Origin of the sequence: Enterobacter sp. ECC-219, assembly GCF_043966805.1 — a bacterium.
In the GTDB taxonomy this organism is placed as follows: Bacteria; Pseudomonadota; Gammaproteobacteria; order Enterobacterales; family Enterobacteriaceae; genus Enterobacter; species Enterobacter cloacae_N.
In genome coordinates, this window is record NZ_CP143680.1 from 3,615,348 (window position 1) to 3,632,942 (window position 17,595).

The 17,595-nt window shown below is 54.2% G+C and carries 16 protein-coding genes and 1 pseudogene; 6 read left to right on the plus strand and 11 right to left on the minus strand.

The annotated features are described in order from the left end of the window. Nucleotides 1-54: 54 nt before the first annotated feature. From ftsI to mgrB, 6 genes and pseudogenes are all read right to left on the minus strand, one after another. On the minus strand, nt 55-1,773 hold the full coding sequence (gene ftsI / locus V1603_RS17155; RefSeq protein WP_395313008.1) for a peptidoglycan glycosyltransferase FtsI: 1,719 nt from the start codon (nt 1,771-1,773) through the stop codon (nt 55-57). A gap of 217 nt (nt 1,774-1,990) precedes the next feature. Further along, nucleotides 1,991-2,200, minus strand: coding sequence for a transcription antiterminator/RNA stability regulator CspE (cspE, locus tag V1603_RS17160; RefSeq protein ID WP_001062678.1), 210 nt, complete (start codon nt 2,198-2,200; stop codon nt 1,991-1,993). Between the two features lie 13 nt (nt 2,201-2,213). After that, nucleotides 2,214-2,358: pseudogene (locus V1603_RS17165) on the minus strand (DUF2627 domain-containing protein). 524 nt (nt 2,359-2,882) lie between these two features. Continuing rightward, nucleotides 2,883-3,872: an MBL fold metallo-hydrolase gene (locus tag V1603_RS17170; RefSeq protein WP_320720311.1), complete on the minus strand. Its 990-nt coding sequence runs from the start codon at nt 3,870-3,872 to the stop codon at nt 2,883-2,885. 23 nt (nt 3,873-3,895) lie between these two features. Beyond that, a complete protein-coding gene (locus V1603_RS17175) occupies nt 3,896-4,186 on the minus strand; it encodes a YebO family protein (RefSeq protein WP_163329882.1) in 291 nt (96 codons plus the stop codon). Between the two features lie 74 nt (nt 4,187-4,260). Next, the gene (gene mgrB / locus V1603_RS17180; protein ID WP_006175995.1) at nt 4,261-4,404 is read right to left on the minus strand and encodes a PhoP/PhoQ regulator MgrB; all 144 of its coding nucleotides are present in this window, start codon (nt 4,402-4,404) and stop codon (nt 4,261-4,263) included. A gap of 159 nt (nt 4,405-4,563) precedes the next feature. Between mgrB and V1603_RS17185 the strand changes: the two genes are divergently transcribed. Further along, on the plus strand, nt 4,564-4,803 hold the full coding sequence (locus V1603_RS17185) for a YobH family protein (RefSeq protein WP_163329881.1): 240 nt from the start codon (nt 4,564-4,566) through the stop codon (nt 4,801-4,803). 65 nt (nt 4,804-4,868) lie between these two features. Here the strand turns inward: V1603_RS17185 and kdgR are convergent, their stop codons facing one another. Further along, entirely contained in the window at nt 4,869-5,660 is a 792-nt protein-coding gene (gene kdgR, locus V1603_RS17190; protein WP_116339246.1) for a DNA-binding transcriptional regulator KdgR, read from the minus strand. A 178-nt stretch (nt 5,661-5,838) separates the two neighbouring features. On the opposite strand from kdgR, the gene V1603_RS17195 reads away from it, so the two are divergent. Then, entirely contained in the window at nt 5,839-7,212 is a 1,374-nt protein-coding gene (locus V1603_RS17195) for an MFS transporter (RefSeq protein WP_395313009.1), read from the plus strand. A gap of 50 nt (nt 7,213-7,262) precedes the next feature. Here the strand turns inward: V1603_RS17195 and htpX are convergent, their stop codons facing one another. The 4 genes from htpX to V1603_RS17215 form a co-directional block, all read right to left on the minus strand. Next, nucleotides 7,263-8,144: a protease HtpX gene (gene htpX, locus V1603_RS17200; RefSeq protein WP_010432647.1), complete on the minus strand. Its 882-nt coding sequence runs from the start codon at nt 8,142-8,144 to the stop codon at nt 7,263-7,265. Nucleotides 8,145-8,337: 193 nt separating this feature from the next. Further along, nucleotides 8,338-10,386 (minus strand): carboxy terminal-processing peptidase, encoded by a 2,049-nt coding sequence (gene prc / locus V1603_RS17205; RefSeq protein WP_116339242.1) that lies wholly within the window; start codon nt 10,384-10,386, stop codon nt 8,338-8,340. A gap of 19 nt (nt 10,387-10,405) precedes the next feature. Beyond that, on the minus strand, nt 10,406-11,092 hold the full coding sequence (gene proQ, locus V1603_RS17210; protein ID WP_014884292.1) for an RNA chaperone ProQ: 687 nt from the start codon (nt 11,090-11,092) through the stop codon (nt 10,406-10,408). A gap of 96 nt (nt 11,093-11,188) precedes the next feature. Further along, entirely contained in the window at nt 11,189-11,686 is a 498-nt protein-coding gene (locus tag V1603_RS17215; RefSeq protein ID WP_116339238.1) for a GAF domain-containing protein, read from the minus strand. A gap of 132 nt (nt 11,687-11,818) precedes the next feature. On the opposite strand from V1603_RS17215, the gene yebS reads away from it, so the two are divergent. The 4 genes from yebS to V1603_RS17235 all read left to right on the plus strand — a co-directional run bounded on the left by yebS (nt 11,819) and on the right by V1603_RS17235 (nt 17,569). Further along, the gene (gene yebS / locus V1603_RS17220; protein WP_116339236.1) at nt 11,819-13,102 is read left to right on the plus strand and encodes a membrane integrity lipid transport subunit YebS; all 1,284 of its coding nucleotides are present in this window, start codon (nt 11,819-11,821) and stop codon (nt 13,100-13,102) included. Beyond that, complete coding sequence (locus V1603_RS17225; protein WP_163329877.1) at nt 13,071-15,704, plus strand: PqiB family protein; 2,634 nt, start codon at nt 13,071-13,073, stop codon at nt 15,702-15,704. Before yebS ends, V1603_RS17225 begins: the two co-directional genes overlap by 32 nt. Nucleotides 15,705-15,781: 77 nt before the next feature. Further along, on the plus strand, nt 15,782-17,224 hold the full coding sequence (gene rsmF / locus V1603_RS17230; protein ID WP_163329875.1) for a 16S rRNA (cytosine(1407)-C(5))-methyltransferase RsmF: 1,443 nt from the start codon (nt 15,782-15,784) through the stop codon (nt 17,222-17,224). Between the two features lie 105 nt (nt 17,225-17,329). Continuing rightward, nucleotides 17,330-17,569: a YebV family protein gene (locus tag V1603_RS17235; RefSeq protein ID WP_008500472.1), complete on the plus strand. Its 240-nt coding sequence runs from the start codon at nt 17,330-17,332 to the stop codon at nt 17,567-17,569. Nucleotides 17,570-17,595 lie beyond the last annotated feature (26 nt).

The window sequence follows — 17,595 nt, forward strand, 5'->3', positions numbered from 1 at the left end:
GATAAACCAAAGGGCGAAGTGTACCGCTATTCGCCCCGCTATAAAACGGCTGGATTACCGCATCACGATAAGGTGGTCAGAACCGGCAGGCAGCCCGTCAGGCTTCACGTTCTCCAGGCGCAGAACGTTGCCCATAATTTCGCTGAAGACCGGTGCGGAAACCGCTCCGCCATAGTAGGCCCCGTTTTGAGGATCGTTAATCACCACCACCAGGGCAAAACGCGGGTCGCTGGCAGGCGCAACGCCTGCGGTATAGGCGACGTATTTATCGACATATTTGCCGCTATCATCAATTTTCTTCGCCGTCCCGGTCTTCACCGCCACGCGATAGTCGCGAACGGCGGCCTTAACGCCCCCGCCGCCGGGCAGCGCAACGCTCTCCATCATGTGCTCCACCTCGTGCGCGATCTCTTCCGGCATGACGCGGTGTCCGATAACGGGGGGATCGATGCGGGTGATGGAGAGTGGACGCTCAAGCCCGAAGCCGCCAATCGTCGCGTAGACGTGGGCCAGCTGGAGCGGCGTGACCATAAGGCCGTAGCCAAAGGCAAAGGTCGCGCGGTCGAGCTGGCTCCAGTATTTACGCTGTGGCAGCAGCCCCGCGCTCTCACCCGTTAGGCCAAGCCCCGTGTTGGTACCAAAACCAAAGTTTCGATAAGTATCAATCAGATGCTGAACAGGCATCGCCAGCGAGAGTCGGGATACGCCAGTATCGCTCGATTTTTGCAGGATCCCTGTCATGGTCAGCTCAGGATAATAACCCACGTCGCGGATACGATGCCCGTCAAGGGTATACGGGTGGGTATCAATAACGCTGTCCGGCTGGACCAGCCCCTGCTGCAGGGCCGTCATCAGCACCAGCGGCTTGACGGTCGAACCGGGCTCGAACGTATCGCTGATTGCACGGTTGCGAAAATCGTTTATCGTCGCGCCTTCCCGGTTATTGGGGTTGAAATCAGGATAGCTCGCCATGGCGAGTATTTCCCCGGTGGGGATATTGATTAACACGGAGGCCCCTGACTCGGCCTTATTCCAGGCGACGGCATTATCCAGCGCGTCTTCGGTAATGGTTTGCAGCCGCTCGTCAATGCTCAACTGGATGTTATGCGCCGGCGTGGGCGCCACTTCCGTCAGGTTTTCAACCACGCGCCCGTAGCGATCTTCCCTTACCTGTCGGATACCCGCTTTACCCGTCAGCTGCGCATTGAAGCTTTTTTCCACCCCTTCAATGCCCTGTCCGTCAATATTGGTGAAGCCAATCAGATTTGCCGCCACGTGGCCTGCCGGATAAAAACGGCGGGATTCATCGCGTAAATTAATGCCGGGCAAATTAAGTTTATCAATCCACTTTGCCTGTGCTGGAGCGACCTGACGCGCCAGGTAGATGAAGCGGCCCTGGGGATTAGCGTTAATTCGCGAAGCAAGCGTGTTCAGTGAGAGAGGCAGCGCATTTGCCAGCGCCTGCCAGCGTTCATCAAAACCGACGCCCCCTTTCGCCCGCACGGTTTTAGGATCGGCCCAAACGGCCCGGACAGGCACGCTGACCGCCAGGGGTCGCCCTTCGCGATCCATAATCATCCCACGCGGCGCATCAATCGCCAGCTGACGGAGGGATCGCATATCTTCCTGCTTCACCAGATTGTCGGGTTTAATGATTTGTAGCCAGGCAACGCGGCCAAGTAAGAAGGCCAGACTGCAGAAAATAGCGAAACAGAGCAGCGCAAAACGCGCCGGCGTGAAATTGCCAGCGGTTATTATCAATTTCTTCTTCACCTGAACCCCAGGACTGTTAAACAACGCCCTGATTTAACGAGAAAAGATGCGCTTTGGGAGGCGAAACTGTGCTACTAACCTCGCAGCTTTGCAACAAGTTGCTAACAAGGCCGGAGATTGCAATATTTTGAAAGAAAGGGAATAAAAAAGCCCCGCATGATGCGAGGCTTTATGTCTGAGATTGAAGCGCTATGCGCCCCAGTCAGCAGCGGTTCGATCAGATAGCAGTTACGTTAACTGCAGCTGGGCCTTTCTGGCCGTCCTGAATTTCGAACTCAACGTTCTGGCCTTCAGCCAGAGTTTTGAAGCCGTTACCCTGGATTGCAGAGAAGTGTACGAACACGTCTTTGCTGCCGTCAGCAGGAGTAATGAAACCAAAACCTTTAGACTCGTTGAACCACTTAACTTGACCTTTAATCTTTGCCATTTTGCAAAATTCCTTAGAGTGTTTTCTTAGCCCGCAGGCATTAACTGAGATAAAACTGAGACATTACTGCATGAGGCACTAATATAAGGTTCGGCAGAGAAGCGGTATTCAACGACAACGTGTTTACTCAGGACTTCTTTACTGAAAATGCCACACATAAACAGAACTGTACCTCGTTTGACCCAAAACGTGTTATCACACACTATGTTTAATATGGCAAGCCATTTTTAAACATGTCTCGATCCGCCGCACAAATTCGAACACTGTCTGTAAGGATTTGCACAATTATGCGCTTCACAAACAGACGGCTTTACTCCCTTACACAGACTCAACGCTGCTTGCGCAACCGCTGTAATCTAAGACTTTTTTAACATAGCTCAATCATTACAATGCGTCCAGCAGACGGGAAAAGAAATCTTCGGCGTTGATTGAGTTAGAACAAATTGTGAAAACTTATGCTTAAATCATTGTAACGTGACCGTATTGTTTCAGGCAAAAACGATGTTAATAAACCACGACCCGCTGTATTAAAATGCACCAGATAATAAACAGGATTATGCACCAAAATAATGAAATTTTTATGACTCTGCATCAAAACAAGGCAAGCAAAACGTTTCGATAAAAATAAAACATTCCTGACAACGAATACATACACAATATATGCAACAATGCATCGCTTCGTTTATAAGGGTAAATATTCGCCAATTTTCAGTATCCTGAAAGGATTATTAACTGACGCTACATTATCCAGCGCGTCAGTTAATTCTTTTATCGGGTCATCCAGCGCTTCATCTGCCAGTTCAAACACGCCCCAGTGAACAGGGAACGCCAGAGGGCAACCTAGCTGCTGCCACAGCGCAACGGCAGACTGGGGATCCATATGGTGTACGGCCATAAACCATCGCGGGGCATATGCACCAACGGGCAATGCTGCCACATCAATCTGCCCCAGACGTTCCGGTATCAACAGCAGCTCAGGCGAATAGCCGGTATCGCCGCTAAACCAGAACCGGTGATGTCGCCCTTCAAAGACCCAGCCGCACCATAATGAGCGATTGCGGTTCCAGAGCGTGCGCATACTCCAGTGCTGCGCCGGTACGGCTGACAATGTCATCCCCTGCCAGGTAAAACTCTGCCACCAGTCGAGCTCAACCACCTGTTTTGCACCCCGGCGACGAAACCAGCCGCCCAGACCTAAAGGAACAAATATACTGACGTCGGGAAAGCGTTTGAGAATGTGGCGAATTGTGAGTTCATCAAGATGATCGTAATGATTATGCGAGATGACGACTGCGTCAAGTTGGTGCAGTTGATCGACAGACAGTGCCGGAGGCGTTTTACGCTGCGGCCCTAAGAAAGGGAGCGGAGAAGCGCGCCGTGAAAAAACGGGATCGGTAAGAAGAATATTGCCGTCCAGCTGCAGCAGTATGCTCGCATGTCCGAGCCACCACGCCCCATCCCCCTGTGGTTGCTGAAGATTGGCCGGTTGCCACCACTGCCGGATAAAGTCATCGTAACCGAGGGCGGGCGGCTTCGGCAGGCCGGCTTCTTTACGTTCTTTGCGCCAGCGGTCAAGGTCGCCGGGCTGGTGTCCTGCAGAAGTCGTATTACGAAAACCGTTTGGGGTGTGATGTTTCAGGGAGGGGTCATACCAGGGATTTTTCCAGACCACAGCCACCTCCCGGAATGATACGATTAGCGCTCAGCAACCAGGCGGATAAAATCGTCTTGGTCGTTGTTCTCTTCAGCGACCGCCTCTTTTGGCACGTCTTTCTCTTCCGGCTCGTTAGCCTCGCACAGACGACGCAACAGCGCATTCTGTCGCTTTTGCTGCTCAAGCAGCGCTTCCAGCAGTTCGATCTGCTCATTAGTACGTGAACTGGCACGGTTTACGAAAAACCAAATGACCAGCCCCACCAGCAGAACAACCAAAGAGATCGTCAGGGATGCCATATTTAGCAGCCCTGAATTCAGTAACTCACCCATTTCACCACCTCAATAAAAGCGTCTATTTTACCACTGGCGCGAAGGAAGGAAATCACCTGAAGAAAAAATGCGTGCTACCACGGAATAAACTTATTGATTGCGCAAACGCCGCTAAAAAACTGTACATCCTGATCGCACATCACGTTGATAGTCTGCGTCCATAACACCACGCACGCTATCAGCACGATAATCAGAATCACCCAGCGTATTTTTTTCACTCCACACTCCGTTTAAAGACCTGATGCAACCAGGTTATCACGGTTATCTTAAACAAGGACTAACTGTAGCGCCATCAGGCTCTTTTCAGAATCCTGCACTTGTTTCATTACGTAAACCGTTTAGTCTGGCATTATGATAACAATGAAAAAGAGGTAATAATGCGCTTAATTATTCGAACAATTGTTGCACTGGCGATACTCTGGATAGGCCTTCTGTTAACGGGTTATGGCGTGCTGGTGGGAAGCACCGAAAATGCAGCAGGGCTGGGCATACAATGTAAATATTTAACAGCACAGGGAGTCAGCACCGCGCAGTATCTCCATTCGGACAGCGGGATCGTTGGTTTAACCAACTGCCCGGTACTGCGTAAGACTTCCGTCGTGATTGATAATGGCTGATCCACAGCGTGAATGCCGAATAAAAAAACGCCGCAAAGATGCGGCGTTTTTTATGCTAACCAGGCTTAAAACGGATAGTCGTGGTAACCCATCTGTTCTGAAATCTTGCGCGCGGCGGTATGCAGAATAGCCACATACTCGTGCAGGCGCTCTTCCGAGAAGCGCAGCGTTGGGAAAGAGATGCTCAACCCCGCAATCACGACGCCAAAGCGGTCAAACACCGGAACGCCAATACAGCGCAGCCCTTCTTCCTGCTCTTCGTTATCCTCGCCATACCCTTGTTCACGCACCTTGTCGAGCACCGTTAATAACTCTTCGGTGCTGGTTATGGTGCGTTCAGTGCTGCGTTTGTACTCCACGCCATCGAGGATCTGTTTTACCTCTTCACGATCGCGCCACGCCAGCAGAACCTTACCAATTGCTGTGCTGTAAAGCGGGTTGCGACGACCAATGCGCGAATACATACGCAGGTTATACATGGAGTCGATTTTATGGATGTAAACAATACTGTCTTCATCCAGCGCACCCAGGTGGATAGTCTCTTTGGTCAGGCGGGAAATCTCACGCATCTGAATATCCGCGCTACGGATCAGATCCACGTTTTGTAATGCCCTGGCACCCAGTTCAAACAGTTTCAGCGTCAGAGAGTATTTTTCAGACTCCCCTTCCTGTGCAACGTAACCCAGTGATTTCATGGTTTGCAAAAAGCGATAAACGGTGCTTTTCGACATCATCACGCGCTGTGACAACTCTGTGATACCAATTTCACGCTCTTCCCCGAGCGCCTGTAAGATGCCAAACACCTTCAGCACGGAAGAAACAGAATCTGGCTGTTTATCCAAATCCGCAATTGCCATTTACCACCTCATAGAGAGTGTTTTATAAAAATCAGAACCGGTTTTTATTATAAATTCCCGTCATGTTACCTGCAATCAATCCGCGTTTACTTCGTTACAAATCTGCGACATAAAACGGTGTTGACGATGCTAAAATAGTTACCCTGAGAATAATTTCACTCTGAGCTATTTATCCCCGATGGAAAAGAACCTTTCCGATGGCCTGCCTTTGCCCCAGCGGTATGGCGCTATCGCTACGATAATTATTGGTATCTCAATGGCCGTCCTTGACGGCGCGATTGCGAACGTTGCCCTTCCCACCATTGCCACCGATCTGCATGCTTCCCCGGCCAGTTCGATATGGATTGTTAACGCCTATCAGATTGCGATTGTGGTTTCCCTGCTCTCCTTCTCTTTTCTGGGCGATATGTTCGGCTACCGTCGGGTATATCAGTGCGGGCTGGTGGTATTTACTTTCACATCACTGCTGTGCGCCCTTTCGGACTCTCTGCATACGCTGACGCTGGCGCGCATCGCGCAAGGTTTTGGCGGCGCGGCGCTGATGAGCGTCAATACGGCGCTAATCCGCCTAATCTATCCGCAGCGTCATCTGGGGCGCGGCATGGGGATAAACTCGTTTATTGTCGCGGTCTCATCTGCCGCCGGGCCAACCATTGCGGCCGCTATACTTTCTGTCGCCTCCTGGCAATGGCTGTTCGCCATAAACGTGCCGCTGGGTATCGTGGCCATCTTCTTTGCCCTGCGTTATCTCCCCGCTAACGGCCCGAAAAGCACCATGCCGCGCTTTGACGTGGCAAGTGCAGTGATGAATGCGCTCACCTTTGGTCTGCTGATTACCGCCCTGAGCGGCTTTGCGCAGGGTCAATCTCTGCTGCTTACCGCCGCGGAGCTTGTTGCCCTGCTGGTGACGGGCTTCTTCTTTGTTCGCCGCCAGCTTGCCCTGCCGGTACCTTTACTGCCGGTCGATCTGCTGCGTATCCCCCTCTTTTCGCTCTCCATCTGCACCTCCGTCTGCTCCTTCTGCGCCCAGATGCTGGCTATGGTTTCTCTGCCCTTCTTCCTGCAAAGCGTGATAGGACGTTCCGAAGTGGAGACCGGGCTGCTGTTAACCCCCTGGCCGCTGGCGACGATGGTGATGGCACCGCTTGCCGGTTATTTAATAGAACGTGTACATGCCGGTTTGTTGGGTGCGGTGGGGCTGGCAGTGATGGCAACCGGTCTTTTTGCGCTGGCGCTGCTTCCGTCATCGCCAGGCGATCTGGACATCATCTGGCGCATGGTCCTGTGCGGTGCCGGGTTTGGCCTGTTCCAGTCCCCCAACAACCACACCATTATTACCGTGGCGCCGCGACATCGCAGCGGAGGTGCCAGCGGCATGCTGGGGACCGCGCGTCTGCTGGGACAAAGCACCGGTGCGGCGCTGGTTGCCCTGATGTTTAACCTTGCCGGGCAAAACGGTAATCACGTTGCGCTTCTCACCGCAGGCGCCCTTGCCACCCTGGCAGCCATCGTCAGCGGTCTGCGCGTGACCCAACCCGGCGTTCAGGCATAAAAAAAGCCGGGCGGAGTCTTCTCCTGCCCGGCTTATTTACGCTCTTAGCGTTACTTCAGGTATTCCCCACTGCGCAGCGCTTCAATACGTTTATCCAGCGGCGGGTGAGACATAAACAGCTCGCTCAGCGACTTTGATTTGCCGTTGATGCAGAAGGCCATCATGCTGTTCGCTTCCTGCGGCTCGTAGCTGGTTTTCAGACGCTGCAGGGCTGCAATCATCTTCTCACGCCCCACCAGCTTCGCAGAGCCAGCATCCGCATGGAACTCACGGTGACGAGAGAACCACATGGTGATAATGCTCGCCAGGATACCGAACACCAGTTCCAGCACCATGGATACGGCGAAGTAGATCAGCGGGTTACCGTTGCTCTCCTCACCTTCATCGCGGTTGCCGCCCATGAAGCCAGCCGCAATCTGCGCCAGGATACGGGAGATAAAGATAACGAAGGTGTTCACCACGCCCTGAATCAGCGTCATGGTTACCATGTCACCGTTGGCAATATGGCTGATTTCATGCGCGATAACCGCTTCGGCTTCGTCACGGCTCATGTTCTGCAACAATCCGGTGCTCACGGCAACCAGTGACGCATCACGACGGGCACCCGTGGCAAACGCGTTAATATCCGGGGCATGGTAAATAGCAACCTGCGGCATCGCAATGCCTGCCTGCTTAGACTGCTGTGCCACCGTATTCATCAGCCACTGTTCCATATCGTTACGCGGCTGTTCAATCACCTCACCGCCTACGGATTTCAGCGCCATCCATTTTGACATCAGCAGGGAAATGAAAGAGCCACCAAAACCAAACAGCAGCGCCATAATCAACAGACCCTGAACGCTGCTCGACTGAATTCCTGTCAGGCTTAGCACGAGCCCGAAAACCACCATCACCGCCAGGTTGGTGAGCAGGAAGAGCGCGATTCGCATCATAATTTTCTTTTAACCTCAGTTTAACAAAACGCACTATGCGATTACCCACATCGTATGGGTATTACGGCTATTTTCAAGCATCCGGTAGGCGTAAGTCACCAGAAAGACACAACTTTACACAATTGGAAATCAGCCTGACGGAAGGATGCAGAACAAAAAGAAACAGGCACAATTTCTTGTGCCTGTTGGGAGATTATTTTGCCGGAGCGGGCTGTACGGCAGGCTTCTCTTTTTCCAGATTCGCCAAGTCGAGCGCGATATGCACCGTCTCGTCCAGGTACGGGTCCGGCTCCTGGTAATCTTTTGGCAGATCGTCCAGTTTCTTGAGCAGAGGTTTACCTTCTCGCTTGAAGCGATCGTTGATACGCGCCAGACGCGTTGCATCGTCCTCGTTGTTCTCTTTTTCACGCTGAGCGTAGTTCAGAGAAACAATATTCCGCTTATCTTTCAGGGCATTGAAACGCGCAATGTCCTTCATGATGTACTGGAATTCCGGATCTTTCGCGATGCGGTCATTATGCGCTTTCAGCAGCTCAGGACCAAACTGCGTCATATCACCGGCTTTAACGAACGTCGCAGCGTTGATGCTGTCCCACGGCAACGCGTTATCTTCAAACTTCTCGCCGGTTTCGGTCTCTTCCGTGCCGGTCGGCATCATGATATCCGGCGTTACGCCTTTACGCTGCGTACTGCCGCCGTTAACGCGGTAGAACTTCTGAATGGTGTACTGAACGGAGCCCAGCGCAGGCCATTCCGGACGCAGCATCTGATCGTAAATACGGTTCAGCGAGCGATACTGCTGAACGGTACCTTTACCGAAGGTGGGTTCACCCACGATCAGCGCGCGGCCATAGTCCTGCATTGCAGCGGCAAAGATTTCAGATGCGGACGCGCTGAAGCGGTCAACCAGGACCACCAGCGGGCCTTTGTAATAGACCACACCGTCGTTATCGGCATCTTCACGAACTTTACCGTTGTTATCACGCACCTGTACCACCGGGCCAGACGGGATAAACAGGCCTGAGAGCGACACCGCTTCAGTCAGCGCACCGCCACCGTTCGTACGCAGGTCGATGATAACGCTGCTCACGTTCTGCTTCTCAAGTTTCTGCAGTTGAACTTTTACATCGTCGGTCAGCCCCACGTAGAAGCCAGGAATATCCAGGACCCCCACCTTCTCTTTACCCACGGTTTTCACCGACATTTTCACCGCGCGGTCTTCCAGACGGATCCGCTCACGGGTCAGGGTCACGATACGGGTTTTGGTGCCTTTACCGGCCGGCAGAATTTCGAGGCGAACTTTGCTCCCTTTCGGACCTTTGATCAGCGCAACCACATCGTCCAAACGCCAGCCAATAACGTCAACCATGCTCTGACCGGTTTGTCCTACGCCCACAATGCGATCGCCTACGCTAATCGCTTTGCTTTTGGATGCCGGGCCGCCTGCAACCATGGAGTTGATCACCGTGTAGTCATCGTCCATCTGCAGCACCGCGCCAATACCTTCCAGAGACAGGCTCATCTCGGTATTGAACTGTTCGGTGTTGCGTGGAGAAAGATAGTTGGTGTGCGGATCGATTTCGTGCGCAAAGGCGGTCATCGCCAGTGAGAAAACATCCTCACTGTTAGTCTGCGCCAGACGACGAATAGCAAATTTGTAACGACGCGTCAGCGTGTCGCGGATCTCTTTCTCATCTTTACCGGTCAGCTTGAGGCTCAGTTCGTCGTATTTGACCTTGCCATCCCACAGCGCGTTCAGCTCGGCTTCGTCTTTCGGCCAGGGTGCTTTGCTGCGATCGAGATTAAAGGTGTCGTTGCCGGTGAAGTCCATCGGACGTTCCAGCACTTTCAGCGCGTACTGATAGCGCTCAAAGCGGCGCTTTTGCGACAGGTTGTAGAGATCGTAGAACAGATCCAGCTTGCCTGACCGCAACTCATCACCCACCTCGGATTTGCGCTTAGCGAACTGCTCGACATCGCTGGCGAGCAAAACGTTATGGCTGTAATCCAGCAAGTTCAGATAGCGGTCAAAGATTTTGGCCGAAAAGGCCTGATCGAGATCGAACTGACGATAGTGCGAGCGGGTAAAGCGAGAGGTTACACGCTCGCTTACCGTCGCGTGCTGCGTCTCTTCCTTGAGTACCGGAATTTGATCAACACGCGTGATATCGTCCACTGCGAAAGCATGGCCTGTTATGGCAAACAGGCCCGCCAGCGCGGTGAGCTTAAAAAAAGTGTTCATGCCAGGCTTGGCCTCCGTTTCAGAACAACAAGTGTTCTGCGCGTACAATCATTGACATACCAGAAGTCAGCTGTACACGAACGCCATCTTTGGTGATTTCCAGTACGGTGGCGTCCATAGCGTTATTGCCCGCTTTTACCTTCAGAGCCTGACCCACGCTCAGGGCGTTAATGTCAGAAACCGGAGTATGACGCGGCTCTTCACGAGGCGCGCGAGGGGCTTTCGCTGCTGGTTTGTCTGCACGCGGTTTGCGATCGTTATTGTCGTGACGACGCGGCGCTGGGCGTGGTTTACGCTCACGACGAGGCGCTTCTTCCTGGCCGTTTGCCGCTGCGGCTTCGCGTTTTTTCGCTTGCTGTTCTGCACGTTGTGCCTGAACGCGTGCTTTGGCTTCTTCCAGCTGCTTGCGCGCGTGCTCAACATGCTGCTCGTCCAGCTCACCGCAAGGGTTGCCGTCGAGATCCACGCGGGTTGCGCCCGGTTTGATACCGTACAGGTAACGCCAGCTCGAAGTATAAAGACGTAAGGCAGAACGCAGCTGAGTTTTGCTGAGGTTCATTTCCCCTTCAACACGCGCCACCAGATCCTGAAAAATACCGACTTTCAGGGGACGAGCTTCACCTTCCGCGCTGAAGCACTGCGGGAAACGCTCGGCCAGAAATGCGATAACTTCTTTACTGCTATTCAACTTAGGTTGATTTTCCATGAAATTTCCTGATTACAACGGACGTTGCCAACAAGCGCAGGCATGAACAGGCGTCATTATAATGACGCTATCAGTAAATGCTACGTTATCCGTTGATTATCCTGCGACGCTCGCAAAGAATTTTTGATAATCGGTTGCAGCGAGGACGTTTTCCAGATTCGCCGCCAGCTCGCGCAGCCCCTGTTCGTCCTCGCTTGTAAAGCGACTGAAGACCGTACTGTCGATATCCAGAACGCCAATAATCTGATTTTTTACCACCAGCGGCAGAACGATTTCTGAATTACTGGCAGCATCACAGGCAATATGCCCGTCAAACGCATGCACGTCTTCCACGCGCTGAACCTGATTCTCGGCCACCGCGGTACCGCATACGCCGCGCCCTACCGGAATGCGCACGCAGGCCAGTTTGCCCTGAAACGGGCCCAGCACCAGCGTTTCACCTTCCAGGAGATAAAAGCCAGCCCAGTTCACATCGGATAGCCGTTCGAACAGCAATGCGCTAGTATTTGCCAGAGTGGCTAAGAAGCTGGTTTCACCTGCCATCAATGCCTTAAAATCGCGGTTCAGATCCGCGTAGAATTCTGTTTTGTTCATTATTCAATCACTTAGTTGTCTTACAAAATTACCGCATAGCCTATTAAAATAAGCAATAAATGCGCTCATGCTCAAGATGAATCCGTTCATGAGTTAATATAACGTTCAACAATACTTATTTGCGCGCAGCTGATGGCCTTAAAAACAACCAAAATTACGCCGACAAAAAAGATAACTGTCCATACGGTAAGCGAAGCTTTGCCTCGTGCACATTATCAGCGTTGCCCCCAGTGCGATACGCTTTTTATGTTGCCGAAGATGAAATCGCACCAAAGCGCCTTTTGTCCCCGCTGCGACGCTAAAATTCGTGACGGCCGCGACTGGTCGTTAACGCGCCTCGCCGCCATGGCCGTCACCATGCTGCTGCTGATGCCCTTCGCGTGGAGCGAACCGCTGCTGAAACTCTACCTGCTTGGTGTGCGCATTGACGCCAACGTGCTGCAGGGTATCTGGCAGATGACGAGCCAGGGCGATCCTCTCACCGCTGCCATGGTGCTGTTCTGCGTTGTCGGCGCGCCGCTGGTGCTGGTTGCCGCCATTGCTTACCTGTGGTTTGGCAACATTCTGGGGATGAACCTGCGTCCGGTATTGCTGATGCTGGAAAAGCTCAAAGAGTGGGTCATGCTGGATATCTATCTGGTGGGCGTGGGCGTGGCATCCATCAAGGTGCAGGACTATGCCTTTCTGCAGCCGGGCGTCGGGCTTTTTGCTTTTATCTGCCTGGTATTGCTCAGCATCCTGACGCTGATCCATCTGAACGTTGAGCAGCTTTGGGAGCGTTTTTACCCTCAGCGCCCTGCCACCCGCCCGGATGAGAACCTTCGCGTCTGTCTGGGATGCCATTACACCGGGCTGCCCGACAAGCGTGGACGCTGCCCGCGCTGCCATATACCGTTGAGGCTACGGCGCAACAACAGCCTGCAAAAATGCTGGGCGGCGCTGATTGCCTCCCTGGTGTTTCTGATCCCGGCCAATATGCTGCCGATTTCCATTATCTACGTGAACGGTGGCCGTCAGGAAGATACTATCCTCTCCGGTATTATCTCCCTTGCGCACAGCAACGTTGGGGTGGCGGCCATCGTGTTTATTGCCAGTATCCTGGTTCCCTTTACCAAAGTGGTGGTGATGTTTACCCTGCTGGTCAGCATTCACTTTAAGTGTGAACAAGGTTTACGTACCCGTATTCTGCTTCTGCGATTCGTCACCTGGATTGGCCGCTGGTCAATGCTGGATCTGTTTGTGATTTCGCTGATGATGTCGCTGATCAATCGCGACCAGCTTCTTGCTTTTACTATGGGACCCGCGGCTTTTTATTTCGGCTCTGCGGTGATATTGACTATTCTTGCTGTGGAATGGCTGGATAGCCGCTTACTTTGGGATGCACATGAGTCAGGAAACCCCCGCTTCGCCGACTGAAGCGAGAATTAAAACTAAACGCCGCATTTCGCCATTCTGGTTGCTGCCCGTCATCGCACTGATGATTGCAGGCTGGCTTATCTGGACGAGCTATGAAGATCGCGGCAGTACCGTCACCATTGATTTTCAGACCGCCGACGGCATCGTCGCCGGGCGAACCCCTGTTCGTTTTCAGGGGGTAGAAGTCGGTACGGTTCAGGACATCTCCCTTGGCAAAGGGCTTAACAAGATTCAGGTGCGGGTCAGTATCAAATCTGACATGCAGGATGCTCTTCGAAGCGAAACGCAGTTCTGGCTGGTGACGCCGAAAGCCTCTCTGGCCGGCGTCTCCGGGCTGGATGCGCTGGTTGGCGGTAACTACATTGGTATGATGCCGGGTAAAGGTGAACCGCAGGATCACTTTGTCGCGCTGGATACGCAGCCAAAATACCGCCTCAATAACGGCGATCTGATGATCCATCTTCAGGCACCGGATTTGGGCTCGCTGAACAGCGGCTCGCTGGTTTACTTCCGCAAGATTCCGGTTGGCCGCGTGTATGATTACACCATCAACCCGAACAAACAGGGCGTAACCATTGATGTGCTGATCGAACGTCGGTTCACCAATCTGGTGAAAAAAGGCAGCCGCTTCTGGAATGTCTCCGGCGTGGACGCCGACCTCAGCCTGAGCGGTGCAAAAGTGAAGCTTGAGAGCCTGGCCGCGCTGGTGAATGGTGCCATTGCCTTTGACTCCCCGGAAAATTCAAGCCCTGCCACGGCCGATGACACGTTCGGTTTATACCCGGACCTGGCGCACAGCCAGCGTGGCGTGATCGTTAAGCTTGTTCTGCCTGATGCAAAGGGACTGAAAGCGGGTTCAACGCCGCTGATGTACCAGGGACTGCAGGTCGGCCAGCTCACCAAAATGACGCTTAATCCGGGCGGTTCGGTGACCGGCGAAATGACGGTCGACCCGAGCGTGGTCGATCTCCTGCGCGAGAAAACGCGCATCGAAATGCGCAGTCCGAAGCTCTCCCTGAACGATGCCAGCCTCAGCGCGCTGCTTACCGGAAATACCTTTGAACTGATCCCTGGTGAAGGTGAGCCAAGCAACAGCTTCGTCATTGCCCCGGCGGATAAAGCGCTGCTGCAAAAACCGGGCGTCGTGACGGTTACGCTGAATGCGCCCGAAAGTTACGGCATTGAGGCCGGTCAGCCGCTGATTCTGCACGGCGTACAGGTGGGTCAGGTGCTGGAGCGAACGCTCTCCGAAAATGGCGTGAGCTTCTCGGTTGCTATCGATCCGCAATACAGCAACCTCGTCCATGGCGACAGTAAATTCGTGGTGAACAGCCGCGTCGATGTGAAGGTGGGCCTGGACGGCGTGGAGTTCCTCGGTGCGAGCGCCAGCGAATGGGTTAACGGCGGCATTCGCATTTTGCCGGGCAATAAAGGCCCCGTTCGCGACAGCTACCCGCTCTACGCCAACCTGGACAAAGCGATTGAAAACAGCCTGAGCGATTTGCCAACCACTACCTTGACCTTAAGCGCCGAGACGCTGCCGGACGTTCAGGCGGGCTCCGTGGTGCTCTACCGCAAGTTTGAGGTCGGGGAGGTGATCGCCGTTCGCCCTCGTGCGGACGCGTTTGATATCGAACTGCATATCAAACCCGAATACCGTAAGCTGCTGACGCCAAACAGCGTCTTCTGGGCCGAGGGCGGCGCGAAGGTGCAGCTTAACGGTAACGGGCTGACCGTGCAGGCCTCCCCGCTCTCTCGCGCGCTGCGCGGGGCAATCAGCTTCGATAACCTCAGCGGCGCAGGCGCGAACCTGCGCAAAGGCGATAAGCGAATTCTCTTCCCGTCCGAAACCGCCGCACGTGCCGTGGGTGGACAGATTACCCTGCATGCGTTCGATGCCGGCAAGCTGGCAGAAGGCATGCCAATTCGCTACCTGGGCATTGATATCGGACAGATCCAGAAGCTGACGCTTATCACCTCGCGCAACGAGGTACAGGCCACCGCGGTGCTTTATCCGGAATATGTGCAGACCTTCGCCCGAACGGGTTCACGCTTCTCGGTGGTGACCCCGCAGATTTCAGCCGCAGGCGTTGAGCATCTCGACACCATTCTGCAGCCTTACATCAACGTCGAGCCCGGCCAGGGTAAAGCCCGCCGTGATTTCGAGCTGCAGGAAGCCACCATCACCGACTCACGCTACCTTGGCGGCCTGAGCATTGTGGTCGAAGTACCGGAAGCAGGCTCGCTTGGCATCGGTACGCCGGTACTGTTCCGCGGCATTGAGGTGGGTACGGTAACGGGTCTCACGCTCGGCACGCTCTCCGACCGCGTGATGGTGGCGTTACGCATCAGCGAGCGTTACCAGCACCTGGTCCGTAATAACTCGGTGTTCTGGCTGGCGTCCGGCTATTCGCTGGACTTCGGCCTGACGGGTGGCGTGGTGAAAACCGGTACCTTCAACCAGTTCATCCGCGGCGGTATTGCGTTTGCCACCCCGCCGGGAACGCCGCTGGCGCCGAAAGCGCAGCCGGGTAAACACTTCCTGCTGCTGGAAAGCGAACCGAAAGAGTGGCGCGAATGGGGCACTGCCCTGCCGCGTTAATCTGACAGGCTCCGGTGTCAACGCGCCGGAGCCTTTATGTTACACTGCGCACCTGAACTTTTCCCTGTGGTGTGCTCGTGGCTCAAAACTCCGTATTTCTTCCTGAACAATTCCTGGCGCAGATGCGCGAGGCGCTTCCCTCTCATCTGTCGCTGGACGATTTTATCGCCGCCTGCCAGCGTCCGTTACGTCGGAGCATTCGCGTTAACACGCTGAAAATCAGCGTCGAGGATTTTTTGGCGCTGGTTTCTCCGTACAACTGGCAACTTACGCCGGTTCCGTGGTGTGACGAGGGATTCTGGATCGATCGCGATGACGAAGACGCCGTGCCGCTGGGAAGTACTGCAGAACATCTGAGCGGTCTTTTTTATATTCAGGAAGCAAGCTCAATGCTGCCGGTTGCCGCCCTGTTCGCCGACGGCAACGCGCCTGAACGCGTGATGGATGTCGCCGCCGCGCCCGGCTCGAAAACCACGCAGATTGCCGCGCGCATGGGTAACCGCGGGGCGATTCTCGCCAATGAGTTTTCCGCCAGCCGCGTGAAGGTGTTGCATGCCAATATCAGCCGCTGCGGTATTCACAATGTCGCTTTGACGCATTTCGACGGACGCGTCTTTGGCGCCGCCCTGCCGGAAATGTTTGATGCCATCCTGCTGGACGCCCCCTGCTCAGGAGAAGGGGTGGTGCGTAAAGATCCCGATGCGTTAAAGAACTGGTCGGTGGAGAGCAATCTTGAGATCGCCGCCACGCAGCGCGAGCTGATCGACAGCGCGTTCCACGCCCTGCGCCCCGGCGGCACGCTGGTGTATTCAACATGTACTTTAAACCGGGATGAAAACGAAGATGTCTGCCTGTGGCTGAAAGCGCAATACCCGGACGCCGTCGAGTTCATGCCGCTTAACGATCTGTTCGCCTCGGCACAGGAGGCGGTCACGCCGGAAGGTTTCCTGCACGTATTCCCTCAGATTTACGACTGCGAAGGGTTCTTCGTGGCCCGCCTGCGTAAAACTCAGGCGGTAGCTCCCCTCCCCGCCCCTAAATTCAAGGTCGGCAATTTCCCGTTTGCACCGCTCAAAGGCCGCGATGCCGCGCAGCTTGAAGCCGCTGCCCGCAAGGTTGGGCTGGACTGGGATGAGAGTCAGCGCCTCTGGACGCGAGACAAAGAGATATGGCTGTTCCCGGCGAATATCGAGCCGCTGATTGGCAAAGTGCGTTTTTCCCGTATCGGGATTCGCCTGGCGGAAGTGCACAATAAGGGCTATCGCTGGCAGCACGAGGCGGTCATCGCGCTTGCCGGGCATGCAAATACTTTCGCCCTGACGCACCAGGAAGCTGAAGAGTGGTACCGTGGACGCGACGTTTATCCTGACGGCACGCCTTCCGCTGATGAAGTGGTGGTGACCTATCAGGGATACCCGCTGGGGCTGGCAAAAAAGGTTGGCTCAAGGCTTAAAAATAGCTATCCACGCGAGCTGGTCCGCGATGGCCGTCTGTTTACCGGTAACGATCGCACTGCCTGAAAAAAGCGCATTTTTTTACTGGCGATTTTGCTCTCCTTGTCTACGATCAAAAATGGATGCCCATACTGGTCATACCAGATTTTGACAACCGACCCGGAGAGCACTATGACGAAAACCAGCGTGCGTATTGGCGCTTTTGAGATCGACGACGCAGAGCTGCGCGGCGAAGCACAAGGCGATCGAACGTTAAGTATTCCCTGCAAATCCGACCCGGATTTGTGCATGCAGCTCGATGCATGGGATGCAGACACCAGCGTCCCGGCAATACTTGATGGCGAACACTCTGTTCTTTACCGTGAGCATTACGATAGTAAAACCGATGCCTGGGTCATGCGTCTTGCCTGACCTAGAGAGAACCCGCCCGAAGGCGG